17 protein-coding genes and 1 pseudogene are annotated in these 24068 nt (G+C 70.3%); 8 read left to right on the forward strand and 10 right to left on the reverse strand.

The window, feature by feature from the left end:
• Positions 1 to 372 precede the first annotated feature (372 nt).
• A complete protein-coding gene (locus OG623_RS34910) occupies positions 373 to 1668 on the reverse strand; it encodes a multiprotein-bridging factor 1 family protein (RefSeq protein ID WP_406152162.1) in 1296 nt (431 codons plus the stop codon).
• Positions 1669 to 1858: 190 nt separating this feature from the next.
• Between OG623_RS34910 and OG623_RS34915 the strand changes: the two genes are divergently transcribed.
• Complete coding sequence (locus OG623_RS34915; protein WP_331725905.1) at positions 1859 to 2329, forward strand: hypothetical protein; 471 nt, start codon at positions 1859 to 1861, stop codon at positions 2327 to 2329.
• A gap of 116 nt (positions 2330 to 2445) precedes the next feature.
• On the forward strand, positions 2446 to 3180 hold the full coding sequence (locus OG623_RS34920) for a class I SAM-dependent methyltransferase (protein WP_331725907.1): 735 nt from the start codon (positions 2446 to 2448) through the stop codon (positions 3178 to 3180).
• A 138-nt stretch (positions 3181 to 3318) separates the two neighbouring features.
• Here the strand turns inward: OG623_RS34920 and OG623_RS34925 are convergent.
• Positions 3319 to 3652, reverse strand: a pseudogene (locus tag OG623_RS34925) (Tn3 family transposase); the annotation flags it as partial.
• 643 nt (positions 3653 to 4295) lie between these two features.
• On the opposite strand from OG623_RS34925, the gene OG623_RS34930 reads away from it, so the two are divergent.
• Genes OG623_RS34930 through OG623_RS34950 form a run of 5 tightly spaced genes read left to right on the forward strand, consistent with a single transcriptional unit; the run spans position 4296 to position 9328 of the window.
• On the forward strand, positions 4296 to 5834 hold the full coding sequence (locus OG623_RS34930; protein ID WP_331725909.1) for a type I-E CRISPR-associated protein Cse1/CasA: 1539 nt from the start codon (positions 4296 to 4298) through the stop codon (positions 5832 to 5834).
• The gene (casB, locus tag OG623_RS34935; protein WP_331725911.1) at positions 5831 to 6415 is read left to right on the forward strand and encodes a type I-E CRISPR-associated protein Cse2/CasB; all 585 of its coding nucleotides are present in this window, start codon (positions 5831 to 5833) and stop codon (positions 6413 to 6415) included. The genes OG623_RS34930 and casB overlap by 4 nt, the downstream gene beginning before the upstream one ends.
• Positions 6412 to 7761 (forward strand): type I-E CRISPR-associated protein Cas7/Cse4/CasC, encoded by a 1350-nt coding sequence (locus OG623_RS34940; RefSeq protein WP_331725912.1) that lies wholly within the window; start codon positions 6412 to 6414, stop codon positions 7759 to 7761. Before casB ends, OG623_RS34940 begins: the two co-directional genes overlap by 4 nt.
• Positions 7758 to 8609 carry a type I-E CRISPR-associated protein Cas5/CasD gene (gene cas5e / locus OG623_RS34945; RefSeq protein WP_331725915.1) on the forward strand — a complete coding sequence of 284 codons (852 nt, stop codon included), beginning with the start codon at positions 7758 to 7760 and terminating at the stop codon, positions 8607 to 8609. Before OG623_RS34940 ends, cas5e begins: the two co-directional genes overlap by 4 nt.
• Positions 8606 to 9328, forward strand: a complete 723-nt coding sequence (locus OG623_RS34950) for a type I-E CRISPR-associated protein Cas6/Cse3/CasE (protein WP_406152165.1) — start codon at positions 8606 to 8608, stop codon at positions 9326 to 9328. Before cas5e ends, OG623_RS34950 begins: the two co-directional genes overlap by 4 nt.
• 250 nt (positions 9329 to 9578) lie before the next feature.
• Here OG623_RS34950 and OG623_RS34955 read toward each other — a convergent pair whose 3' ends face one another.
• On the reverse strand, positions 9579 to 9770 hold the full coding sequence (locus tag OG623_RS34955; RefSeq protein WP_331725919.1) for a hypothetical protein: 192 nt from the start codon (positions 9768 to 9770) through the stop codon (positions 9579 to 9581).
• Positions 9771 to 9970: 200 nt separating this feature from the next.
• Between OG623_RS34955 and OG623_RS34960 the strand changes: the two genes are divergently transcribed.
• The gene (locus tag OG623_RS34960; protein WP_406152167.1) at positions 9971 to 13723 is read left to right on the forward strand and encodes a hypothetical protein; all 3753 of its coding nucleotides are present in this window, start codon (positions 9971 to 9973) and stop codon (positions 13721 to 13723) included.
• A 1015-nt stretch (positions 13724 to 14738) separates the two neighbouring features.
• On the opposite strand, the gene OG623_RS34965 is transcribed toward OG623_RS34960, so the two are convergent.
• Genes OG623_RS34965 through OG623_RS34995 form a run of 7 tightly spaced genes read right to left on the reverse strand, consistent with a single transcriptional unit; the run spans position 14739 to position 24064 of the window.
• A complete protein-coding gene (locus tag OG623_RS34965; RefSeq protein WP_331725923.1) occupies positions 14739 to 15986 on the reverse strand; it encodes a hypothetical protein in 1248 nt (415 codons plus the stop codon).
• A gap of 47 nt (positions 15987 to 16033) precedes the next feature.
• The gene (locus OG623_RS34970) at positions 16034 to 16549 is read right to left on the reverse strand and encodes a hypothetical protein (RefSeq protein WP_331725925.1); all 516 of its coding nucleotides are present in this window, start codon (positions 16547 to 16549) and stop codon (positions 16034 to 16036) included.
• Between the two features lie 23 nt (positions 16550 to 16572).
• Entirely contained in the window at positions 16573 to 18267 is a 1695-nt protein-coding gene (locus OG623_RS34975) for a type IV secretory system conjugative DNA transfer family protein (protein WP_331725927.1), read from the reverse strand.
• Positions 18267 to 19850 (reverse strand): type VI secretion protein, encoded by a 1584-nt coding sequence (locus OG623_RS34980; RefSeq protein WP_331725929.1) that lies wholly within the window; start codon positions 19848 to 19850, stop codon positions 18267 to 18269. The genes OG623_RS34975 and OG623_RS34980 overlap by 1 nt, the downstream gene beginning before the upstream one ends.
• A complete protein-coding gene (locus tag OG623_RS34985; protein ID WP_331725931.1) occupies positions 19850 to 21391 on the reverse strand; it encodes an SCO6880 family protein in 1542 nt (513 codons plus the stop codon). The genes OG623_RS34980 and OG623_RS34985 overlap by 1 nt, the downstream gene beginning before the upstream one ends.
• Positions 21388 to 23289, reverse strand: coding sequence for a hypothetical protein (locus OG623_RS34990; RefSeq protein ID WP_406152169.1), 1902 nt, complete (start codon positions 23287 to 23289; stop codon positions 21388 to 21390). Before OG623_RS34990 ends, OG623_RS34985 begins: the two co-directional genes overlap by 4 nt.
• Complete coding sequence (locus tag OG623_RS34995) at positions 23279 to 24064, reverse strand: hypothetical protein (RefSeq protein ID WP_331725934.1); 786 nt, start codon at positions 24062 to 24064, stop codon at positions 23279 to 23281. The genes OG623_RS34990 and OG623_RS34995 overlap by 11 nt, the downstream gene beginning before the upstream one ends.
• Positions 24065 to 24068 lie beyond the last annotated feature (4 nt).

Below are 24068 nucleotides of genomic sequence, written 5' to 3' on the forward strand. Positions count from 1 at the left end.
CGACGCCCGACGGTACGCCGCCCACGATCTGATCACGTTGTATCACCGCAGGTGGCAGGCGCAGACCTGTTACTTCTCGCTAATATCCACGATCCTCGGCGGGCGGGTGCTGCGCTCGCGGACGGTCCCCGGCATCGAACAGGAGGTCTATGCCCTGCTGACGGCCGATGGTGCGGACCGCCGACGCCCTGGTCACCGCTCGGCCGGGCCTGTTGGCGGAGCGCGTCAGCATGATCGTACTGCTCAACGCTTCGCCGACCGAAGTCATGACGTTGACACGCGGGACCCGATCGAAGCGGTCCCGGTGTGCGGCGGCCCGCCCACCAGGCTGTCGTGGAAGCCCGCGCGGCCAACCGAGGCGCACGACAGAGGTCAGGCGGTCCGCAGGCCGGCCGCCGCTGCCATCTCCCGAACGCCGGTGGTGCGCGGGTGGCGGGCGTAGACCTCAGCCGCGATCTGTCGGATGGCAGGGCGGTCACGCAGCTCGCTCGGGGAGACGCGGGCTGCGGAAAGGAGCTCGGTGGCCGTTTGCTCGGGCTTGCCCCACTGCCACCAGGCCCGGGCCAGGTCCGTGTGCATCCTGCCCCGGCGCTCCGCGGTCTTGAACTGTCCCGGCCGCAGTCCTCGGCCGGCTTCGAGCGCCGAGCCCGCATCTCCCAGGGCCCAGTGCACGCTGACCGCGTACAGGTCTACGGATGCGGGGGTGACGGGAAACAGCCGTCCCCTTGGGGCCTCGCCAGGCAGGTCTCGGGCGGCCCGGGACGCCTCGCGAATGAGGCTGAGAGCCTGCGGCCGGTCCCCGGCAACCGCTGCGGTGTACGAGGTCGTACAGAGCATCTGCGCGTAGGCCGAGGCATGCGCGTCGTTCCTCAATCCGGTCGCCTCCACGTTGGCGACCGCGTCGAGAATGAGGCGGTGCGCGGCGGCGGGCTGGTCCTGGTGGCGGAGCACGATGCTCAGCTCGCGAGCTGCGGCTGCGGCAACGAGCGGGGAGTTGGAGAGCTCGGCGTACACGGTGGCCCGGTCGGCGGTGAGCCTGGCCCGGTCGTAGCGGCCGACCTTCACCAGAACCTGCGAGGCGAGGCTGTAGGTGGAGGAGAGCCGTGCGTACGTCAGATCGCTGCGGGCGCGGCGGGCACCGTCGTGGGCATCGCCGATGAGCCCTGGAAGGGTGTGCAGCAACTGCTCGTTGCGCCCGGCGTCGAAGGCGCCTCGCGCGGCAGCCAGGCGGTGGTCGAGGGGGACGGGCGAGCCGGTGGGGTCGGGCATGTTCGCCAGTGCTGTGTCCATCCCGGCGAGCAGTCCGACCGGAGCCGACAAGCCTGCTGCGGCGAGCAGGGTACGGCGGCGCATGGGGTCCTCCTCCACTCGTGGACCTACCGCCGTCACTCTAGTGGTCGCAGGTTCCATTAACCCCAGAGACTCCGCTAGGACATTTGTAGGCATACCCACCTCTAACGCCGCCTGCTTGAGAAGTCGCAGGTCAGCGCGGCTCCCGCGCTGCTCCAGTCGGGAGACCGTGGAGGCTGAGCAGCCAATCCGTCTGCCGAGATCGGCTTGCCGCCACCCCAACTGGCCTCGGCCCAGCCGGATGAGTCCGCCGAGGTCGTGGGCAGACGCAAGTCTGCCCACCTGAGGCGAGTCCCAGGAGGGTTCAACGGTACGCATCGCGCCTCCATTGGCGGAGCGGTCACGGAGAGCCGTCTCCCCACGGTAGGCGCTCGACCGGTCCGCGTACATGCCGTGTGCAGGGCGTGCAAACAGCTTGCACACCAGGGGCGTTGGCTCCACCGCGCCAGCCATTCGCGGTGTCCTTCTACCAACGCCCCAGCCGGGGCCGGCCCGAAGGAGGCCCACGATGACCGCAGTCCTTGAGACCCCCGCCCGTGGAACCACCGATCCCCTCTCTCCCTTCCGGAACCCCCACGACTACATCGGCGACGCCCAATGGGCGAAGCTGATCGGACTGCTCATGCGGGACTACCCGTTCGACTCCGTCATGGCCGAGCGAGTCCTCGGCCAGGCTGTGGCGTACTTGATCACGGCCATGGAGAACAAGGGTCGCGGCCTCGGCATGGGCCCGGGTCCGATCGTCGACATCGGCGTCCACATGGTGATGCTGGACACCGTCGAGTTCTTCGCACTGTGCGAACGGTTCAACGAGGGTGTGTACCTGCACCATGTACCGGAGGTCGAGATGAAGGCCGACGGCTCCGTCGCCCGCACCGCTGACATCCTCGCCGCATCGGGCTGGGACGTCGACCAGCCGTTGTGGGCGGCCGACTCCTCCAACTGCACGCCCTGCCGCCCCGGCGAGGACGGCCACTGAACGTTCCCCTGGTCCCCGCCCGGCGGCTGCCGTGCGGGGACCAGGCCTGTCACGCGGTCGAGTGCAGATCCTGCGCGACGGAACCTCGATGACGAGCAGCGGGCCAGTATGTGTCCGTGAAACCAACCTCACCGACCTCAACGGCCACGCCCGATCTGTGGCACTGCTACGGAGAGCCAGCCTCCCAGGACCGCCCTGCGCTCCCCCGCCTCCACTGGGACTGGTACCAGAGCACAGGCCCCGACGAAGCACTTCTCGGCGATGTCGACGGCCGCGACGTCGCCGAACTCGGCGCGGGATCCGCCCGGCAGGCCGCTTACCTGGCCCAGGTCATGAAACCGGCCCGGGTCATCGCGCTCGACAGTTCCGCCACGCAACACGCCCGCAGCGTGTCCCTGTACGGCGATGTCCCCCGCCTGGAGCTGATCCAGGCCGACGCAGCCACGTACCTGGCCGAGCACCCGGAGTCACTCGATATCGCCTACTCGATCTTCGGAGCGGTGGACTTCTGCGACCCGGAGACGCTGCTCCCCGCAGTGGCTGTCGCGCTGCGACCCGGAGGGCGCCTGGTCTTCTCCACCCTCGGCCACTACAACAACGGGGCACCGCCTGCGACCGAGTGCCTGCCGACGGACGTCCCTGTGCGCCTGCCGGACGACAGTCCCAGCACTCTGCAACGGTGGGTTCTGGATACGCCGGTCTGGGAGAAGCTGCTGGACGGAGCCGGGTTCGATCTCGTCATCTCGGACACGGTCCATGGCCCGGCACCGGATGGCAGGAAGACCATGACCACGTGCCTCTTCGTGGCGAGAAAGCGTGGAGCCACACCCCGAACAAGCTCTGGTGCATGACGAGGAACACCACGCCTTCCCCGGGGGCACCACCACGAGGAGGTCCGCACTGCCCGGCCCAGCTCCTCGATCGCCCGGTACGTCGGGTTTGCTTGGGGCTGCCGCGGGTGTTTGAGGCTGGCGGGGCGGTGTTCTTGGCTCGGCGCGGGGTCGGGCGACGGCGGCGTCGATGTACTTCATCGCCCAGAGCACGATGGCGTCGAGGACAGGCCGAGCGCGCCGAGCTGGTCCTCAATGCCGCCCTTGAACGCCTGGTGGATGGTGCCGCGCTTGCCGTGGCACCCGTCCCGGGCGAGCTTGTGGCGGGACTCCTGCACCGTGAGCTGCCGGTTCATCTGTCGGCGGTAGGCGTCGTCCACCGGGTCGACCACGCGCAGCAGGTGCTCGCTCTTCGCGATCCGCCCGACTCCGCGAACGCCGCCCCCAGCAAGGTCGGGCGGCCGTCGCGTCCGAACATGCGGGCGGCGAGGTAGTCGCCCCAGGAGGTTCTGGCGAACCCTTCCCAGGATGCCGTGCGCCTGCAGTTTCAGGCTGAGCCGGTCTGTGGGGTGGGGCGGCCGGGGAAGAGTCCTGACTCACCGCGGTTGGTGCGGGTGAGGACGGCCCGGGTCTGGGGTGCTTCCGCCAGAGGTTATGGGTAACACGGCATCAGAGCAGCAACAGCGCGAGGGTCCTTCGGACCATCCCCATGAGGTGGGGAGCACACCGTGCCCTCCCGCTCCGTGAACCGGGTGCAGGGAAGGCCATGCAGGTGCGGGGCGCGCAGGCCGATGCTGTCGAGGTGTCCGTCATCCAGGGGACCATCCCCGCGCGGTGCGGGTGGTGTGCGGGAGCACCCTTGCTGCCCCGCGAGTGTGTCACCCGGGACGGCTGTTGTGCACCAGCAGACGCACGCTCTCAGCCGCCACACGACTTTCAACCGCTGTTGCGTGCAGCGAGTTTGGGATTCTCGGAATCTGCCGTCCCGGGGACTTCGGGCTGCTAGCGTCCTGTCTCGTTCGAACGGGCAACCGTTATGAGCAAGGAGGAGACGGAAAAGCGTGGGCGAATTAGACGCTTTGCGTAACGGGGGCGCACGCCCCCGGTGGGATCCCCGGGAATCCCCCTGCATCCCGGTGCTGACCTTCGAGGACCGGCTCGTCGATCTGAGCTTGGTGGAGCTGCTCCATGATGCCGATGCCGTACGGAGTGTGGAAGGCGGCACGCCGGGAGAAAAGGTCGCGGTCATCGAGTTTCTGCTGGCCATCTGCTACGCCTCCGGCACGTATCCGGAGTCGGCTGCTCAGTGGCCTGCCTGGGTGGACCAGAAGGACGCGCTCCGGCCTGCTGCCGAGTGGCTCGCCCAGCGCCCCGAGGACGAGGTCTGGGACCTGTTCCATCCCGTGGAGCCCTTGGGCCAGAACGCTCTCCTCGCTCCGTTCCTCGACGAACACGGGGCCGGACCGGCGCAGCTGGTGATCGAGCGGGTCGGGGACTACAACCAGTTCTTCGACCATCACCACCTGCAGCACCCCAGCCCGCTCCCCGTCGCCCAGGCGTTCCGGGCCATGCTCACCCAGCATGTGTACGGTCCGGCCGGACGAGCCAGGATCTCCGGCAAGGAGACGCTCGGCGCCACCATCACCAACCTCGCTGCCACGCGCCTCGGCACCCGGATCCGGGTGATCGCGCTCGGGGACAGTCTCGGCGAGACGCTGCGCCTCAACCTGACGGCGGTATCCGGCCCCCCGGGAGAGCTGAACCGCACCTGGACCGCCGGCAAGGAGCGTCGGGGCTTCAAGGTCAAACCGAGCGGCCGCGCCGTCACCGGTCCGGCCGACCTGCACAGCTATCTCGGCCGGTCGATCCTGCTCCGTCCGACGCGCGCAGGGGATCACGTGGACCGCGTACTGCTCGGCGCGGGCGAGCTGCTCGCCCTGACGGACGAGCACCTGCAGGACGCCGTGTACGCCAAGGGGGCCGACGGCACCAGCAAGCCGTTGTGGGCCTCGGCCACCCGGGCCGTCTGGCGACAGGCCCACGCCCTCTACGCGGCTGTGGCCGAGGCACGCACCGAAACAGGCCGCAACGACGGGGCCACCCTGTACCGGAGACTCGCGCTCTTCCCTGCCGAGGACGTAGCCCCCGAGCCCGGCCAGCAGCCCGCGCGACGCATCGACCTGTGGACGGTCGGGCTCGTGGCCAAGCAGACCACGGCCATCGCATGGGTGGACGGCACCTTCCCGTTCGCCCCCGGCCTGGAGGCCAGGCTGTACCTGGCCTCCTACCGCGGCTCGGAGATCGCGGAGTTCGTGGCGTCCGCTCTGTCCAAGGCGGCGTACGCGGCTTGGGCCGTGGCGTACCCGAACCCCAACCCGGCTGACAAGACGAGCCAGATCGCGCGCTTCGACGCCCGTGGTCAGCACTGGGCGGCGACGCGGGAGTCCTTCGACCTGCTGATGGAGGAGACCACGCTGGGCGAGGACGTCCAGGCGTCCCTCCAGGAGTACGCGGCCACCATCGCCATCGCCGCCCGCAAGTTCCTCGCCGAATGCCTCGACCCGCTGCCGAGGAACTCACAGGGGGCAAAGGCCCGGGCCGCCGCGCTGAGGCGGTTCGACGACGAGCTGACCGCGCCGAAGGCCCCGGCCGAACTCCGAGGGGAGACTTCATGACCACCACCGGCACAGACCCCGATACCAGTGAAAGCAGCGCCGCGCTCACGGCCTGGCTCGCCAGCCTTGTCCACAACCACGACTATGCGAGCCTCGCCGAGCTACGGCGCCCCCGTGTCCATCGGGAGCCCCACTTCCGGGCGCTCTGGCACAGCCCCACCGAAGCCCAACGTGAGGTCTACGGCCAGGTCGCCTTCCTGTTCGCCGTCTACCACCAGGGACGGTCGAAGCCAACCTTCGGATACGGAAGCCTCGGCGAGGCCGCCCGCCGTATCGGCGGTGGAACCGGGCGCGGACCGGACAACCCGGGCGCAGCACGTCTGGTCGATCGCATCGTGTCCAGTCGTCGCATTCCCTGGCGGCATCTGCAACACGCCGTCGCACGTCTGCGCGCCTGCGACCAGCAGCCACCGTCCTGGGCCCGGCTTGTCGACGACCTGAACCGATGGCACGACCGCAAGGCACGCATTGCGTACGAGTGGGGTGTGGCCTTCCACATGCCTCCAGCCCGCACTTCCGCCGAGCGGCCGCCCGCCTCCTCGACTGCCGCCTCCTCTCTCCAGAAGGACTCCACCACGTGACCAGCAATGCCTCGTCCACCGGCAGCCAGTTCCTCTCCCTGCACCTCCTGGAGACCCTGGTGGCCGTCCTCCCCGTGCGTGATGAGAACGGGTCGCCGAAGTCGATCGTCTACGGCGGCACCGAACGGCACATGATCACTAGTCAGGCGCGGCGCAGGGCCGAGCGTGTCCATACCCGTGACCGGGCCAATGCGGGCCTCGGCGCCCTTGCCGGCCACAGCACCGGTGTGCGGACTCGTGAGTGGGCGCTGATCACCGCTCGTGCGCTCTCCTCCGCGCACGGCTGGGACGAGGAGGAAGCGGTCCGTACCGCACGCGCCGTCATCGAGGCCACCGGCCTGAAGTTCGGGGACCCTGGCAAGAAGACCGTCGCGAATCTGACCAAGGTGCTGCTGTTCGCCCCCGCGGACGCGGGCACACGCATCGCCGCGCACATCGACGAGCAGGCCGAGTCGGTCCGGTCCTGGGCCGACGAGTACGTGGCAGCGCAGACTGCGGCGGCCGCGGCCAAGGGGAAGAAGGGCGCCCGTAGGAACGGCGGACAGGCAGAGCCGAACGCGGACGAGACTCCTGCGGCCGATACCAAACTGCCCGCGGCACCGGCGGCGACCCGGGCAGCGGTCCTCACCGCGCTCGCCCCGCGCGACGCCATCGACATCGCCCTGTACGGACGCTTTCTCGCCGAGATCGCGGACTCCCCGAACGTCGACGGCGCCGTCCAGAGCAGCCACGCCTTCACCGTGCACGAGGCGGAGCAGGTCGACGATTTCTACGCCGCGGCCGACGACGCCAAGCTCGACCGTAAGAAGAACGCACTCGACTTCCTCGACGCGGCGGATGACGCCGGCGCCGGTATGACGGGCTACCAGTCCCTGATCACGGGCACCTTCTACCGGCACGCGGTCCTCGACCGCCTCCGGCTGCGCAGGAACCTCCAGGCGGCGGGGATGACCGCTCAGGAGGCCGAGGAGGCGTCCGTAGCGGCCGAAGCCGAGTTCGTCACCGCCTTCGTCGACGCCTTCCCCGAAGCGAAGAAGAACTCGACGGCCTCCACCGGCTCGCTGCCGGCTCTGGTCCTCGCCTTCGAGGGCGAGCGCCCGTACAACTACGCGGCCGCCTTCCAGGCGCCCATCGACGAGAACCCTCTGGACAAGGACGGCGAGGGCCCCGCCGGCCCGGCGGCGGTCAGGCGGCTGCTGAAGCACCACGCGTTCGTCAGCCGGCGCCGAGCCGACATCCAGGTCGCGCGCGTCCTCACCTACGACCCACAGATCGACGAGCTCCTCGGCACCCTGAAGGACACCGGCGCCGTGGCCGTGGCCTCGCCCGTGGAGCTGACGGCGTGACCACGCACGTACTGCTCGTACGGCTCGCCGCGCCCTTGCAGTCCTGGGGGGTGGCGAGCCGATTCGCGGCCCACCGCGACTCGCACGTCCGCCCCACCAAGTCTGCGGTCATCGGTCTGTGCGCGGCGGCCCTCGGGCGGGATCGGACCGACCCGGTGGACGACCTCGCCGCGCTCGTGTTCGGTGTCCGCGCCGACCATCCGGGTACGCCGGTGCGCGACTACCACACGGTCGGCGCCGGCCGGTTCCCGTTGCGACCGCGGGACGTCATCACGGACCACCGGCGTGCCGCGGCCGTCGCCGCGAGCATGGCGGAGGCTGACGGTCCGGGTTTCGGACACCATGAGCTGGCCGGCTGGTACGGGGCGCCGAAGAAGATCACGGCCGACCCCGTGTCCGGGGCTCTCGTCTCGGCCGAGCTGTCGCGCTCGGCGATGATCACGGAGCGCTGGTATCTGTCGGACGCGGCGTTCGTCGTCGGGCTCGAGCACCAGGACCGGGCGTTGTTGGAGGACATCGCGTACGCCCTGGAGCACCCGAAGCGGCTGCTGTGGCTCGGCCGGAAGTCCTGCCCGCCCTCCGGGACCCTGGCCGCGGAGATCCTGCCCGGCACGATCGCCACCGCCTTCGCCGCCAAGCAGCTGCTCCCCGGACCGAACGGGCCCGACTCCTCGGGCCGGCGCCCCTGGGCGTGGGTCCAGGCGCCGTCGGGCACACGCGGGGCGTTGCAGGTGAACGATCAGCCGGTCAGCTTCGATCCGGCCCACCGGGCTCACGTCACGCGCTGGGAGACCCGTACGCGCATCGCCATCGCACCGACCGCAACCGGATGGGACATCATCCCGTGAACAGCACACGGGCCTCGACGGCCCGGTTCGTCGCCACCCACTCCGTCCTCTCGCTGAACGCCCGCCACCCCCTGGTCGCCAAGTCCCTGGTCGATGCCCAGGAGATGCACCGCACCGTCATGAGCGGCTTCCGTGGCTGGGTCGAGGACGGCGACCCGCAGGCGCGCGCGCAGATGGGTGTCCTGTCGACGTGGTCGGTGGACCTCAAGGCGGCGGCCCTCGTCCTGGTCGTGCAGTCCAGGATCCCGGGTGACTGGGCCCGTATACCGCGCGAAGCCTTCACCGCGGCGCCGCACATCATCACCGTCGACCGGACCTTCAAGGAGGGCGAAGTCTTCGGCTTCCGTACGGTCGTCAACCCGACCCGCAGCAGGCCGTCGGGGAAACCCGCCTCGGAGAAGGCCCGTGGCGTACGGACCGCTCACACCACGCCGGAGCACGTGAAGCGATGGTTCGCACGCCGCCTTCAGGCCGACGGGGACCCGGCGAACGCTGAGGACGGCGTCGCCCGCATCGGCGCCACGGCCGACCCCGACGCCCTGGGGATCCGCATGCTGCCGACGGTCTCGAGCGCCAACCGCAGCAAGCCGGTCCGAATCGGCCGCGCCGAGATCCGCGGCTCCCTGACCGTCACCGACCCGGACACGCTGGTGGGAGTCCTGTCGAACGGCCTCGGCCATGCCCGCGCGTACAGCTGCGGACTGGTGCTGGCCCGCTGAGCGCCATCTCGGCGGGGGTGTCCTGTGGAGCCGGATCGGATCCTGCTCCACAGGACGGCGCACAACGATGTGTTGCCATCCGCACGAGGACCAACTGCCGGCAGACGGGGCGCGTTGGTGGAAGACGTCCCCGCGCATGCGGGGTCCACGGAGGGGTTGCTCCTAACGGGGGCCATTCCCGCACAGGCGGGAAGCATCAACAGTGGCCGAGAGTAGGCCCTGAGGAGCCACCGCGACCAGGCCCCAAGGATCACCGCTTCTCGCCACGACGCATCAGGATCGCCAGAGTCGCCCGGGCGTCGCGCCGGCGCTGCGAGGTTCGGAAGAGGACGGATGAGGCCGCCACCGTGACCACGGCTGCCGTGTAGGCGAGGCCGATCGCGGCGGAAAGGGTGGCGGCCTCCTGAAGCACGGACTGCAGAACGGTCGGTAGGACGGACATGTGGGCTCCTTCGGGTTGTCGCCCGGTGGCGTTCTCCGCCGGGCGCGGCCCCATAGGTATCCGCCTTCCGGGCAGCGTCCGGCGATGTCAGGAAGCGGGAATCAGCAGCGTTTACGCAGGTCAAGGGGAGAATGAGAATGTGTCCGGAGAAGTCTTCCGCGGACAGTGGACCGAGCGGCGCCGGGCAGGCGCCGACCTTCATGAGCAAGCTGAAGGAGTTGTACGAAGCTGCCGGCGGCCATCACGGGCTGGGATACGCGCGCTTGATATGCCTCGCCAAGAAGCACGGCCACGAGGTTTCCAAGTCGAGTCTTGGTGAATGGTTCGGCAAGGCGCCCCCGAGGAAGCCGGAACACGTCACGTACGTCACTCGGGTGCTGATCCCATTCTTGGAGGCCCGCGCAGCGCAACGTTCACCGGGCTTCCGCGGGTCGACTGTCGGCGGCTCTGCCGGCGCCTGGGGGCGTTGGTTAAAAGCGGCACAAGACGTCAGCAAGAGTGGGCAGGGGGGCCGTGGCTCACGCGTGCACGCGGCTTCCCGGGGACGTCTACTGAGTGGGCCTTCCCAGGCCCTCCTGGATGTACTTCCCAATGATCTCGAAGATCGGGAGGGGGAAGTGGCGGAGCTGCAGGCCTTCGTCACGGCGCCTGACGGCGCCCCGGCCTACCTGTGGTGGCAGGCGGGCCCTTGGGCGGGGAAGACCGCCCTGGCGGCTTGGTTCGCCACCCAAGCGCTGCCCGCCGGGGTGGACGTCGCGCATTACGTCATCGCGGGACGCCTGGGCACCGACCGCCGTGACGGTTTCGTACAGGCGATCGGTGAGCAACTGGCTGCTGCGGCAGGGAGCAGGCGTCGCCCTGCAGTGGACCGGAAGCAGCCGAACCTCGAGCCCCTGTACAAGGCAGCGGCTCGTGAGTGCGAGGGGCGCAATCGCCGCCTGGTGCTGATCGTCGACGGGCTCGACGAGGACGCGGACGTCGGCCTGGATGGTACGGGTATCGCCGGGCTGCTGCCGAAGGTCCCCCCGCACGGCATGCGCGTGATCGTCACCGGGCGCCCCCATCCGCGCGTTCCGGTAAAGCTGGCGCCGGACCACCCTCTGCGCGACCCGGCCATCGTCAGACGGCTGACCGCCTCCCCCGCAGCGCAGGTCATCCGGGACACCGCGATGGCAGAACTGCGCACCCTGCTCGACGACCGCGATATCGGCCGGAGCCTCCTGGGGCTGCTCGTCGCCGCACGAGGCGGGCTCACCGCCGCGGACTTGGGCGACCTCCTCGAGATCCCGCCGCACGATGTGCAGGCCAAGCTCCGTACCGTGGTCGCCCGCTCCATGGCACCAACCCGCACCGACCTCCTCCCCCTGGATGTACGGACAGCGGCTGAGGCCGAAGCCAGCAGGCAGACTTTCGTGCTGGCCCACAGCACACTCCACGCCACTGCGTCCGAAGAGCTGGGGAGGCGTTTCCTTACCGAACGTACCCATGACCTGGATCGCTGGGCCCAGCAGTACAGGGACGAGGGCTGGCCCGAGGACACCCCGAGCTATCTTCTCACCGGCTACACCCGGCTGCTGCACGAGAAGCGACGCACCAAGGAGCTCACGGCCCTGGTCCTCGCCCCTGAGCGCCAACTCCGCCTCGCTCAACGCTCCGGGCCCGATGTCGCACTCGCGCAGCTCGACCTCATCACTTCCTCCGTCAGGGACCACTCGGCGCCGCTGAACGTCGCCGAGGCAGCAGCAGCTGCCGCCTCTCGGGAGATGTTGCTGGCCCACGTACAGCCTCTGCCGGCCTCCGTGGCGCGGACCATCGCCAGACTCGGCGACGCGCAACGCGCCCGCGCCCTGGCGGGCGCATCGGGGAATGCCATCGACAAGGCCCTGAACCTGACCGGCGTGGCACGCGTACTGCTGGCGATGGACGACGAGCAGGCCTCCGCCGCGGCCCGCGAGGCGGGCGAGTGGGCACGTACGGCCCTGCGAGAGGCAGACCGCCTCGGTCACAGCACGGATGAGGCGGAGGCCGCAGCAGCGCAAGCGGCCCTCGCGCTGTTGGAGTCGGCTCAGGGGCGGGGCAGGAGTCGCGACCTCCAGCACCAGCATGAGGACGGCCTCGTTCTGCTCCGTTCCACGCGCGGCACGAGTACGGGTCGTAACGAGGCCTGGGCGCAGGCCGCCCTTCTGCTCACACCGGACCATCCGGAGCACGCGGCAGAACTCCTGGACGAGCTGGAAGAACAGGCTGAGACACTCGCCGCCGAAGACCCGGCCGAGGGAGGCGTCGCAGCCGGAGCCGTTCAGCTCTGGCAGACAGTGGTGTCCGTGGCCCCTGATCGCGCCGACCGTGTCCACGACCGCGTACTGGCGCACGCGGCTGAAGTCTGGCAGAACGCGCCCACCTTGGAGAACGTCTCCGTGATCGCTGCCGCCGCGTCGTTCGTGGCGCACGATCAGCCAGCGCAGGCCGAGCAGCTTGTGGCCACGGCGTGCCAGCACCTCGAGCGCACGCTGCACGCGGACGCTGGGCTGCTTTCGGCAGCGGATGCCTTCCATATCGAATTCGGCTTCCGGCACACACTGATCGCGCTCTCTCAGGCCGTCGCCGATGTCGGGGCACCACCGGAAACAGCGGCACGTGTACTGCAGCTCGGACAACGCGCCCTACCTCTGGAGCTGGCAGACCAGCTGGAACAATCTGCTCCTGACGAGGATGAAGACCACGCCTTCGCCGAGGCCGGCGCATTCGCCGACCAGGCCTTCCAACTCGCCGATCGCGGCGCCGTCAATGACGCCGAACACCACCTGGAGCAGGCGCTGGCCCTCCTGCCCACGGCTGGTCCTGGAATGGACCGCAGTCCCGCGTGGCTGCCGGACCTGGTGGGTGCGCTGATCCGTACGGATGCGGCCTCCAGTGCTGAGCCGCTGCTGGAGCTGGTGCAGCACCCGGCCGACCGGGTGCGCATACACGCCGCCACGGCCCTGGCCTATGCAGATTCCAGACAGCTGGCCGCAGCACGCCACCACGCACAAAAAGCAGCCCGTGCGGCTGCCTCTGCGCCCGCGCCCAACGCGAGCTGGGCCTACGCTGCGCAGGCACTGGCGTGTGCGGGCGAGGTGGAACCCTCCATGAACCTCATCATGCAGCACAAGCTGCCGGACCGTGCGGGCGGGCAAGTCGCTTGGCAAAAGGCAGACCGGGCAGCACGCATCGCAGTCGCCGCAGAACTCGCTACGCACGACCCTGAAGCGGCAGGCGAACTGATCCATCCACTGCTGAAGCGCCTGGACGCCACACGGCATGCAATCCACAGCGAAGGACCGCTGACCTCACTGGCAGAGCTCCTCCCGGCTACTGCCCACCTGCCCTCTGCACAGCAGTCGCTCTTCGACGCGGTGATGGAAAGGGCGCGTGAGCAAGTAGCGAAGAGCAGCCCGCAGTCCTGGCGTCCCGAAAGCGTCCTCTTGGATGCCTTCCTGCACATCGGTGCCGGAGAAGAACCCGCCCGGCAGCTGGATTGGTTGACACGAGACCTGGCCAACCGCGGAGCCAGGCTCTTTCCCACTGCCGCTCTGGCGGTACTCCACGCGGCTCTGTGCGACACCGCCACCGCCCAGCGAGTGGCCGCGCTGCCCGCTGCCCCGCACCAGAAGGCGGCGGCGCTGTCCGCGGTGGCATCACACCTCGCCCGCGTCCCCTCCCGCCCCTGCCCCGTCCCTGACTCCATCGGCACAGACCGCTTCACTCATGCCATCCAGCATCTGGCGCTGAAGGTGACCTCAGCCACCCGCCCCGACAACGAGACGCCCATCAAGCTTCTCCACCACGCCCTGGCTACTGGCGGCTGGCATCACGCGATCCCAGTTCTGGCCCGGCTCGCCCCTCAAGCGATCGCCGTCGTCCGCGATATCACTGCGACTCACCTGGGTGCATCGCACGTCTCCCGAACCTGACGACCTGACCGCGTGAACCCCAGAACGAACGGGGCCGCAGGCCTGACAGCCGGTTCAGTCGTTATGGGCGCCATGGTGAAAGACCCGGAACCAGGGCTGTCCAGCGGCGCCGGAAGCCCTGGTCTGCGCATGCAGAGCCCGAAGGGCGGCGGCCCGTCCCAGCAGGTGCGGGGAACACCTGAACGCATTCGCCCATCCCCGCGGGCGCAGGGAGCACGAGGCCGGTGCGGATGCCATGTGGGGGCCATCCCTGCCGGGCAGGGAGCGCTGGCTCACCGTCTGGGCGTTAGCCGCCGAGATGAGCCGTCCCCGCACACGCGGGTGCACGGACAGGCGCTCGACGCCATGACCGGTGTCCAGGGGACATCCCCGCAGCCGCGGGGAGCACTGGACCGCCGGCGGCCACCCCGAAAGGTAGTGGGGCCCATCCCTGCGGGCGCAAGGAGCACCCTGCCTCAATGATGGCGCGGTGCTGGTGCGGGGAGCCATCCCCGCGGGCGCGGGGAGCACGACAACAACCGCGATGCCGCGAGTCGTCGCAGGGGACCATCCCCCGCGGGTGCGGGGAGCACGGGAGGGTGCCCCGGGACTGGGGAATCCTGGAGGGACCATCCCCGCGGGCGCGGGGAGCACGACGTCGAGGCCGTGCACGGCGTCCTCGGCGAGGGACCATCCCCGCGGGCGCGGGGAGCACAGCGACAGCCGGGCGGGGGTGCCCCTGCCGGTGGGACCATCCCCGCGGGCGCGGGGAGCACGAGTACAGCCACACTTGGGCAGGGGCCTATCCGGGGACCATCCCCGCGGGCGCGGGGAGCACGCAGGCTGGACCGGGCCCAGGACCCGATGCCGGGGACCATCCCCGCGGGCGCGGGGAGCACTCTTGCTGAACTGCGAGTTTGCCATCCGCGAGAGCCGTTTCGCATAACTTTCACCGACTCCGACAAAGCGCGCTTTCCCGGCATGCAACTTCAAGCGCACCTCCCCGTGACCTCTGAGCAGCAGATGGCCCGGACAGTCATACCGCCGCCCTCGACGATCGGGATGGTCCAGTCGCCCGGATCGGCGCAGCGACTCGCGGCAGTGGGGCAACCGCTGCCGGATGAGCGGGCTTGGACGGTGCGTCAGGCTGGCTCCTCGTCCCCGGCAACGTGACCGAGAGCCTGGCCGCGTGGCTGTCTGCTGCCCGTGCCACCTCTCGCAGAGCTGCCAGGTCGGCCCCGGTGAAGCGAGTGGACTCGGCAGCGGCCTCGGCCAAGGCGCCGGCCTCCTCCGCGGCTCTGCCGTACGGGGAGGCGGACCGGCCGGGTCCGTCGGGGAGGGTAGACGGCGGCAGTTGCTGCCACGCCTCGCGGAACGCGTCGATCCGCGGATGGCTGGACCGGGCGAGGGTCCGCCCCATCGGGCTGGCGATCCACGCCTGGAAGGACTCGGCCACCGATCGCGCCCCTGCGGTGGCTTCCTCCCGGGAGCCGTACGGGACCGGGCTCCGCGCGGCCACCGTGCTGTACGTGAGGGCCGAGTCGCTCAGCTTGAGCAGAGCGTCCGCGCTGGGAAGGTCTCCGGCGGTGCTGCGGCGGATCCTGTCCGCGCCCGCCATGGCCAGCCGACCGATGGCCTCGCACGTCCGGATGGAGAGGGACTTCCAGAATCCCTGGAAGCGGGCGTCGGTCCGCAGCTCCTTCCAGTACTCGCCGGCCTTCCCCTCGATCGTGGTCATCAGGTGCCCCATCGCGCCGCGGACGGTCTGGATCCGCTGCCACTCCGGCGAGCTACGGAGATCGGCGGAAGCTGCGTCCTGCAAGGCGCCGTTCACGAGGCCGGAGGCCGCGGCGGAGGAGGTGTCCGTATCTGCTGGATCGTTCATGGGCAGCGGGCGGTCGAGAACCGATGACGTCCGGTCGATCGTCTCCAGGTCCTCCGCCACCACCGCCCACATGTCATCGGGACTGCCCTGGGTTTCGGACACGTGCTCCTTCCACGCCCGCTGCGCCTTCTTGAGACCCTCCTCCCAGTCGATGGGCGGCAGAACAGCGCCGCCTTCGGCCGGGCTCCGCTTGAGGCGCCAGATGGGGTTGCCGTCCGACGGCTCATGGAGGACGTCGCCCCTGCGCAGCCATCGGCCGCCGGGCAGATCGTTGCCCGGCCACAGGGGCAGATCAGGGTGCTCGGCCTCTGTTACGGCGTTCGACGGCTCGGCAGGCAGCGGAGCTCGCGTGACGGGACGGTCTGCCCGCTCGTTGCCGGCGTCTGCGCGCGTGATCATGGGCGCCTCCGTGAAGTGTCGGTTGCCCCGAAGCGCGTGATCGGGGGTCATAGCGGCAGCTCGGCGTCGTCGGCCCTGCGGAGCAGTTCGGCTGCCGCCGGATGGACCGCGGGGGCGTTCGTCGTCTCCGAACAGGCCAGGTAGGAGTCGAAGTCACTCTCCGCCCCCGGGATGACCGGCGGGACAGGGGGCGGCGGCTGATGCATGCCGGTGGCGCACGCGGCCAGCTGCAGGCGTGGGGTGAAGGCGTGCAAGGTGTTGATCCAGTCGGCCTCGGCGAGTTCCCGGCCCGGGACCTGCTCGCCGGCGTACGTACGGATCCACCCGGCGTACAGGGCCGTCAGGTGCTCCACGACCGGAGGATGGCGGTACCAGCACGGAGGGATGCTGTTGTGCAGCTCGAAGGTGGCGCGCAGCCAGTCGACCCAGGTCGCCAGTTCGCGGAGGCGTTGCTGCCGGTCCACCGGGTCCATGGCGGCCCACACCCACCGCTGCGGCTCGGGCTGCGCCTCGGAGGGCATGGTGGGCCACAGCGAGGCGGGGTTGTCGAGATCCGGGGGCATGGAGGGGGTGCCCTTTCTTCTGTTCAGCGCTGTTTCGAGGGTTCGCCGTTGTGGCCCGGCACCGCGGCCAGCAGCTTCCTGAGGTCCTTGTCGCGGAAGGTGAGCCGCATCCTGACCTTGATGGGCGGCTGGTTGGAGTACTGCGCGATCGCCGTGAAGTCCGGCAGCTGCTGCAGCGAGTGCACCGGGGCGAGGTCCGTCTCGGTGGCCGAGGTGTTGGTGGTGTACTCGCCGCGCGAGCGACCGTGGGAGGTCTTCATCACCTCGGTGCGTCCGTACAGCCCGGAGAAGTAGCGCAGGGTCTCGAGGTCTCCGCAGCCCGGCAGCAGCATCCGCAGGCCGCTCGCGGAGAGCACCGTGTTGGCCTTCTGCGTACCGAGCCGGTCCCGGAGCTGCGAGAGGTCGTGCCACACCGTCAGGACGTCGATGCCCATGCCGCGGCCGGTGGTCAGGATGTTCGGCAGTCGCGGGTAGCGCAGCATGTTGCCGGCCTCGTCGACCATCACGCCGAGCGACGGATCGAGGGGCCTGCCCGTGCCGTTGTAGCGGACCTCGGCGCCGTGGATGATCGAGGCGATGACGGACGTCAGCAGCGGGGCGAACCGCTCGGCGTCGGCCTCGGACGCGATCAGGCAGACGGTTCCGTTCCCGTCCAGAAGGTCCTCCACCGTGAAGTCGGTGCCGGCGCACGTCTCGCGGACCTCCTCGTCGGCGTAGACCCTGGCCAGCACGTTGAGGGTGAACTGGATCGAGCCGATGCCGTCCTCATGGAGCCGTAGCCAGGGAGAGGCGTAGTCGTCGGCGACCTCGTGGCAGCCGTGCTGGAGCAGGACGGCGCGTACATGGTCCACGGCGTCCTTGCCCAGGCTGAGCCAGCGGCGCATCGCCGGCACTCCCCCGCCGGACAGGTTCGCTGCCAGCAGTACGCCCTTGAGGACGCTCTTGGCCTGGTCGACCCACGGCGCCGCGCGTTTGCTGTCGCCGGACGCGGACGCCTCGGCCATCCACGAAGCCATCCGGTCGGCCGCCTTCGCGTCGGTGCAGTAGTCGACGGGCGACCACTTCTGGGTCGCCCTGCCCGGGATCCCGGCCGGGGCGATGACCCAGACCGGCCCGAGAGCGCGCCGACGGGCGTAGATGATGTCGAGGTCGGCGGCCTTGGTGGTCGTCACCACCAGGGGGCCCTGCCACTCCGCGGCGTTCGGCAGCACCAGTCCGGTGGTCTTCGAGGACCCGGGGACTCCGAACACGGTGGCGCTGATGTTGGGTTGCGCGGCCACGATCTTGCGCGTACGCATGCCACGCCCGGCCGTCATCCGGTTGGCCCGCCTGACCGGCTCCTCGGGTGCCCGCAGCTTCCGCTCCACCGCGGCTCCGCCCCACTGGGCACCGCCGGTCCGACCGCTGCGGTCGAAGAGGCTGACGGCCTTCACGACCAGGACGAGTACGGCCACGAGGAGGGCAGCGGTCAGCGCGTAGAACAGCCAGCCGGGCGGGGCAGGGACGTACGCCGTTCCGGGGCCCCGTGCCAGGGACTTGAGGACCGTGCCGGGGACGCTGTCGGTGCGGGTGGCCCACCCGCGCCCGGACAGCAGGGCCGCGGCAGGGGCCGCGAGCAGTACGGCGGCGCCGACCGAGACGGCGGCGCCGATCCCGTAGGCGGCGAGGAGGGTGTTGTCGTCCAGGCCGGCGCTGGTCGGGCCAGTCCTTCCAGCCATTACACAGCCATCCGCTCGTCGGTCTCGAAGAGCTTCTGCTCGATGTGGGAGAGGACCAGCTGGACCGCGTGGCCGCCGCCACGGCCGACCTTCCACAGGGCACGGCCGCGCTGGCCGGCTCCCCAGGATCCGATCAGGTCGCACTCGGCGTCCGAGAGGCCGATCGCCTCGCGGGTGATCTGCAGGGGGCGGGTGTCCTGGGCCAGCTGGATCCGCGTCTCGCAGGAGGAGATCAGGTCCTTGGCGATCGCGACGGCCTCCGAGCTCGCCGCGCCGACGCTCTCGAAGTCGGACAGCCGGTGCGTGGCCAGGATCTGGATCGTGCCGGTCGCCCGGGACAGTCTGAGGTCGGCGTCGATCTTCCGGACCATGGCCGCCCCGCCGGAGCGCATCTGCCGCCAGAGTTCGTCGCGTACGACGATCCAGGGTCGCTGACCGGGCCGGTCGATGGCTGCCTGCGCCCAGGAGGAGACGCAGGACAGGACCATGGCGACCGTCTCGTCGCCGTACTGCTCCAGGGCGCTGATGTCGACCGACTGGATCGGTGCGTCCCAGTCCAGGCCGATCGACGTCTGTTCGTCGAAGAGCCCGCCCAGGTGCCCGTTGACCATCGTGCCGAGGGCCGAGCGGATCGACACCATCTGCTCGCGGGCCAGCTGGACCTCGCCGTCGCGGACCCGGAGCTCCTCGGCCATCGCGTCGGTGGGGTCGCGGAGCTTGTCGTAGACGTGCGGCAGAGTCGGCACGGCGAGCCTGCTCTGCCCGTACAGCTCGCCGGTCACCTCGCGCACCGCGACGTCCAGGGCCTCCTCCTCGCGGGATTCCAGGGTGCGGCGGAGCTGGAGTTCGAGGAGGGCCTTGAGCAGGGTCAGGCGGCGCCGGTGGATCTCCTGCAGGCGGCCGCGGAGCTCGGCCGGATCCTTGATCCGGCCGAGGCCGGCTCCGAGGGGCCCGGCGTCCAGCGGGTTGAGGCGGCCGGGCAGGCCGGGGCCGAGGCGTACGGGCTCGACGCCCAGGTGCCGGCACAGGCCCGCGTACTCCCCCTTCACGTCCCCCGCGATCAGCGTCCGGTGCCCGAAGGCCATCAGCCGGAAGCAGAGCGCTTTGATGTGGGCGCTCTTCCCGCTGCCGGGGATGCCGGTGATCATCACGTTGGGGTTGGTGCAGAGCCCTTCGCGGACCCAGACCGCCGGGTGCGCGCTGAACGCCTGGGTGGTCAGCGTGTTGTGGCCGATGTACGCGCCCACCGGGGGCAGCGATCCGGCGTGCAGGAAGGGGTAGGCCCCGGCGGCGTTGCCGGTGTCGGCGCGGACCACCTCCGTACGGGGCAGGGAGGCCGAACGCCCGGCGAAGGGGTGGGACCAGCCCTTGCGGGGCGCGATCCGCATGACGGTTTCGGCGTCCTCGAGCCGACGGGACTCCCGCTGCTCGGCCGGCGTCGGACCGGCCGATGCCGGTACGTACGTGCTGCTGATGCCGGTGGCTTCGCCGAGGCCGGCCGCTTCCAGCTCGGTGTCCGTCGCGCGACGTCGCGCCGGCAGCCCTGTGCGCAGGCCGGCCGGCAGGCGTGTACGCAGCCCCATCAGAAGCCCACCCGTCGGTCCGGCAGACCCTGGCCGAGCGGCAGCGCGCCGGCGGCGAAACCGACGTCCTGGGCGCCCCACATGCGCCGCAGCTCCAGGCCCGCAGCAGCTGCGTCGGCCTGCATCTCGGCGCAGGCGGTCTCGAGTTCCTCCACGTCGGTCACGGTCACCGACAGCACCGCGGTCATCCGGACCACGCCCTGCCCCGCCGCGCGGGCGGCGTCCTGGGTGCGGGCCAGGTTCACCTCGCGGCGCTCGTCCTCGCTCTCGTCCCGCCCGGTCTTGGCACGCAGATAGCGGGCGGAGGACCGCTTGCTCTTCTCACGGGCCAGTTCCTGGCGAGCACGGCGGGGCCCGAGCGGCTCGTAGACGAGGCTCATGGCCCGTCGCGCGTTGCGCCGGGGCCGCAGCAGCGGCTGGAGGAACGTCGCGTACACCTGGGCCTGCGGCCAGGTGCGGACCTGGTAGGTGACGGTCCACGCTCCGTCGTGGCGGTAGGTCCCCCATCCGGTTTCCGCAGCTGCGGGCCCGGCCAGCGCCGGGTCGACGCCCTCGTCCACGCCTTCCCAACCGGGGGTCCGGGCAGCCGCGTTGGTGGTGGCGATCGCGACCTGGGCGTCGGGGTCGTACGCCGTGCGGATGCTCTGGGCGACCTTGCGGGGCGAGAGCCATTCCATGACCTGAAGGCTCGCGGTGCTCAGTGCTCCGCCCAGGGCGTGGATCTCCCGGACCAGCACGGCGGCCGCGCCGACCTGCCCGCCTCCGGCGCCCTTGACGGCGAGGCGGGCCCGGCCCGCGGACAGGGTCACGGACAGATACGTCTCCCGGTTGGTGGCCACGGGGCCGGCGCCCTCCATCAGGTCCGACAAGGAGCTCACCGCGGCAGAAGGTGCGTCGGGGGTGATGTGGTGAGCGGTCCAGGAGCGCAGGGCCGCGCCGTCGTCGGGCAGGCACCGCTGGTGTACGGACAGCCGGACGACCGGAGAGTCCTCCGTACAGAACGTCCGCAACAGCGCCGCCCATGACGAGACGCGGGCCGCCTGCTTGTCGGTGTCGACGAGTGCGAGGCCGGGGAAGCTCACCCTGGCCACGGCCGTGTACGTACCGGCGACCGGGTCGTGCGCGACTCCCAGCAGGCCTCCGAGCCCGTCCGGGGCCTCCAGGATCCGGAGCCTGGCCAGGGTGCCGGGCAGGTCCATCGGCTGACGGCCGGTCTCGACGGAGCGGGGCGCGAACGGCCCCGAGACGAAGACGTTCTGATTCCGTGCCACGGCGATCTGGTGCCTCACTGCCAGCAGGATCCATTCATCGGCGCTCAGCCCGCTGACACGGCCGAACGCGAGCACGAGGAGCACCGCGGCCACCGGCACGCACACACCGGCCGCGGTCCAGCTCGCGAGGTTGACGGGGATGAGCAGGAGCGTGCAGCCGATGGCCACCAGGGCGAACCCGGGACCGGACAGCCGCCCCATGAAGCCCGACTTCTCCGACTGCCACCCGCTGTACGTGACGGGAGTGACAGAAGCGACGGGTTGTGTCATGACTGCTGTCCCTGGGTCGGAGGACTGGAAGTCGGCGGACTGGGAGTCGGCGGACTGGGAGTCGGCGGGCTGGGAGGCAGCACCGGAGGCTGCGGGGTGTCCGCGCCTTCGGGCCGGTCTTCAGGGGGATGCCCCGCCGATACGCGCCGCTGGGCGATGACGACGTGGCGGCCTCCTGCGGCGCCGTGGTCGAGCCCCGCGTGCCCGGCCGTGCTCGACATGCCGGACTCGAGAGTGTCCTTGCCCGCGGCCAGGAGCTGCAGAGGAAGGGCGACGGTGCCGAAGACCTTCGAACCGAAGGACTTCCCGGCGCCACCGGCAGCGCCTGGTGCGGAAGCAGTTGGGGAACCGCCTGCCGCCGTGTGCGCGGTGTCCTGTTCCAGCGCCCGGGTGTAGGCGCTGCCCCCGCCGACCGCTCCGGCTCCGCCCATCTCCGGGCGGTAGCCGCCGCTGGCCGATGCGGCGGACGAGCCGACGGAGCTCATGAGGCCGGAGGCGATCGCGCTGCCTCCGCCGACGGTGGAGAACGTCATGAACTTGGCCAATACGGGCCACGCGAAGCAGGCGAGAATGAAGATGACCAGGCCCACGAACATGTTCTGCACGCCCTGGCCCTCGGCCATGGCGCCGAATCCGATGGCGAAGCAGAGCACGATCATCGGCTTCATGAGGATCAGGGCGATCAGCGCGTTACGCGCCTTCGGCCACCATTCCTGCGTCGAGTCCGAGAGCTGGCCGGCCAGGACCACGGGCATGGTGGCGACCAGGATCATGATGCCGGCCTGCCGCAGCAGCACCTCGAGCCACAGCGCCGCGATGGCGAGGATGCAGATGATCCCGACGACGATGATGACCCCCACCGCCGCGGCGGCCACGCCCTCGCCGGTGATGAGCGCGGTGCCGACGGTCGCGGCCCCTCCCCCGCCGGTGATGAGACCGCCGAAGAGCGTGCCCAGCTGGTGCTGCATCGCCTCGGTCGCGTCGGCCTCGCCGGATCCGCCGCCGTCGAAGGTGTAGTTGACGATCCAGGTGGAGACCGCGTCCGACCAGGTCAGGGCTGTCTGCGTCGCCAGCACGTACACGGAGGAGATGACGCACCACTTCGCCAGACCGATGACGGCGGTGGCGGCCGGCTCGCCTCGCCGGCTGATGGCGACCTTCCCGAACTGCAGGAGCAGCAGGAAGGCGGCGACGACCAGGGAGAGGGTGGTCATGAGGGCGGTGGCCGAGTCGATCCCGGTCCTGGACAGGTCGATGGTCGACGAGGAGTTGAAGATCTTCGCGAACTCCTCGAGCAGCCACACCACGGCCTTGCCGATGTAGCGGGCCGCCTCCTGCAGGGCGTCCGACGCCAACTCACTGACCTTGCCCGCCGCCCAGGTCACCGGGTTCTTCGCGTCCGGGGGGTACGTGCTCTGGCCGTCGCGCAGGCACTTCTGGAAGATGCGGCCCTTCTCGACGCAGGCGGTGACGTACGTGTTCAACTCGTCGAAGTTGCCCTGCTCCTGGTCGTAGGCCTTGCGCCACTTGTCGAGGCGGAGCTCCTCGTACCGCCGGCGGTCGGCCTCGCTGCAATCCCTGGCCGCGTTGCCGTCGGCCCCCTCGCAGGTACCGATGGTGTCGGGCAGGTCACCTGCCTTGGCGGGCTCGCAGGCGCCGTCGGTGGCCCCGAAGTCCATGACGCACCAGTGGCCCTGAGCATCGATGCCCGCGACGTCGCCGCCGTCGGCCCATTCCTCCGGCGGCGGTTTCGGGGGCCCGTAGTCGGCGTGCTTGCCTCCGTGGTCGGCCACTGCGGCCGGGGCGCCGGCCGTGCCACCGGCCAGGCAGCAGAGGAGCACGAGCAGGAGGCACCGGAGCCGGACTGCCTCGGGGTGCCGCGTGCGGTCAGTCCTCATGCCTGACCTGGATCCACCGGTCCTGCCACGCGAAGGGCGAATCCGGGTCGTAGGCGACGGGGAACGTCCGCTGCTCGACGTAGGCCGCCTCGTCCGTGAACTTCCACGCTCCGTCCTGCCACTTCACGATGAAGTCGGCGGTGTCGCCCTTGATCGGGTTGTCGTCGGACGCCTTCTCCGGGGTGGTCGCGTACCGGTCGAAGCTCAGCCAGATGTGCACGACGTCCCCACGGGGCAGCTCGTCGTCGGTCATGCTCCGTATACGTACGGCCTCCACCGTGGTGGTGAAGGTGATCCCGGCCGGTGTGCCGCCCGAGGCAGGCAGACCGGCGCCTTCCCTGAGCGTGCGTACCTCGGAGATCTGCCGGTCGATGTACCCGGTCGCATCCGGCGACGTCACGACGTCCAGCTGCTGGCGGGCCCTCTGGTCGTCCATCCAGGCGTACTCCTCCCAGAAGTGGACGACCGCGGAGACGGCACCGCCAGGACTGTGCGGGAAGCCGATGCCGGCACCGCCCTTCTGAGCCGTCGGCGCACTCAGCGTGATCTTCTTCGCCCGTTCCGGCGTCATCTCCGGCCCGCTGCCGGAGGAGACGGAGCCCGGCGGCTTCGCGCTGCCCGTGGCCGTCGGCCCCGCCGTCGGGGTACCGGAACCGCCCTCGTCGATCAGCGAGTACACGGCGATGCCCCCGGCGGTCAGGAGGCCGACGACCAGGACGGCGAGCCCGCCCAGCAGGAGCTTGGCCTTGCGGGCCCCGCGCTCGTGGTTGTCCATACCG

The sequence above is a fragment of the Streptomyces sp. NBC_01012 genome (genome assembly GCF_045162755.1).
GTDB lineage: Bacteria > Actinomycetota > Actinomycetes > Streptomycetales > Streptomycetaceae > Streptomyces.

Coding starts and splice junctions, on each gene's coding strand:
- OG623_RS34910 (WP_406152162.1), bottom strand. CDS start 1,668: ATGCGTACCGTTGAACCCTCCTGGGACTCGCCTCAGGTGGGCAGACTT.
- OG623_RS34915 (WP_331725905.1), top strand. CDS start 1,859: ATGACCGCAGTCCTTGAGACCCCCGCCCGTGGAACCACCGATCCCCTC.
- casB (WP_331725911.1), top strand. CDS start 5,831: ATGACCACCACCGGCACAGACCCCGATACCAGTGAAAGCAGCGCCGCG.
- OG623_RS34955 (WP_331725919.1), bottom strand. CDS start 9,770: ATGTCCGTCCTACCGACCGTTCTGCAGTCCGTGCTTCAGGAGGCCGCC.
- OG623_RS34960 (WP_406152167.1), top strand. CDS start 9,971: ATGAGCAAGCTGAAGGAGTTGTACGAAGCTGCCGGCGGCCATCACGGG.
- OG623_RS34965 (WP_331725923.1), bottom strand. CDS start 15,986: ATGATCACGCGCGCAGACGCCGGCAACGAGCGGGCAGACCGTCCCGTC.
- OG623_RS34970 (WP_331725925.1), bottom strand. CDS start 16,549: ATGCCCCCGGATCTCGACAACCCCGCCTCGCTGTGGCCCACCATGCCC.
- OG623_RS34975 (WP_331725927.1), bottom strand. CDS start 18,267: ATGGCTGGAAGGACTGGCCCGACCAGCGCCGGCCTGGACGACAACACC.
- OG623_RS34980 (WP_331725929.1), bottom strand. CDS start 19,850: ATGGGGCTGCGTACACGCCTGCCGGCCGGCCTGCGCACAGGGCTGCCG.
- OG623_RS34985 (WP_331725931.1), bottom strand. CDS start 21,391: ATGACACAACCCGTCGCTTCTGTCACTCCCGTCACGTACAGCGGGTGG.
- OG623_RS34990 (WP_406152169.1), bottom strand. CDS start 23,289: ATGAGGACTGACCGCACGCGGCACCCCGAGGCAGTCCGGCTCCGGTGC.
- OG623_RS34995 (WP_331725934.1), bottom strand. CDS start 24,064: ATGGACAACCACGAGCGCGGGGCCCGCAAGGCCAAGCTCCTGCTGGGC.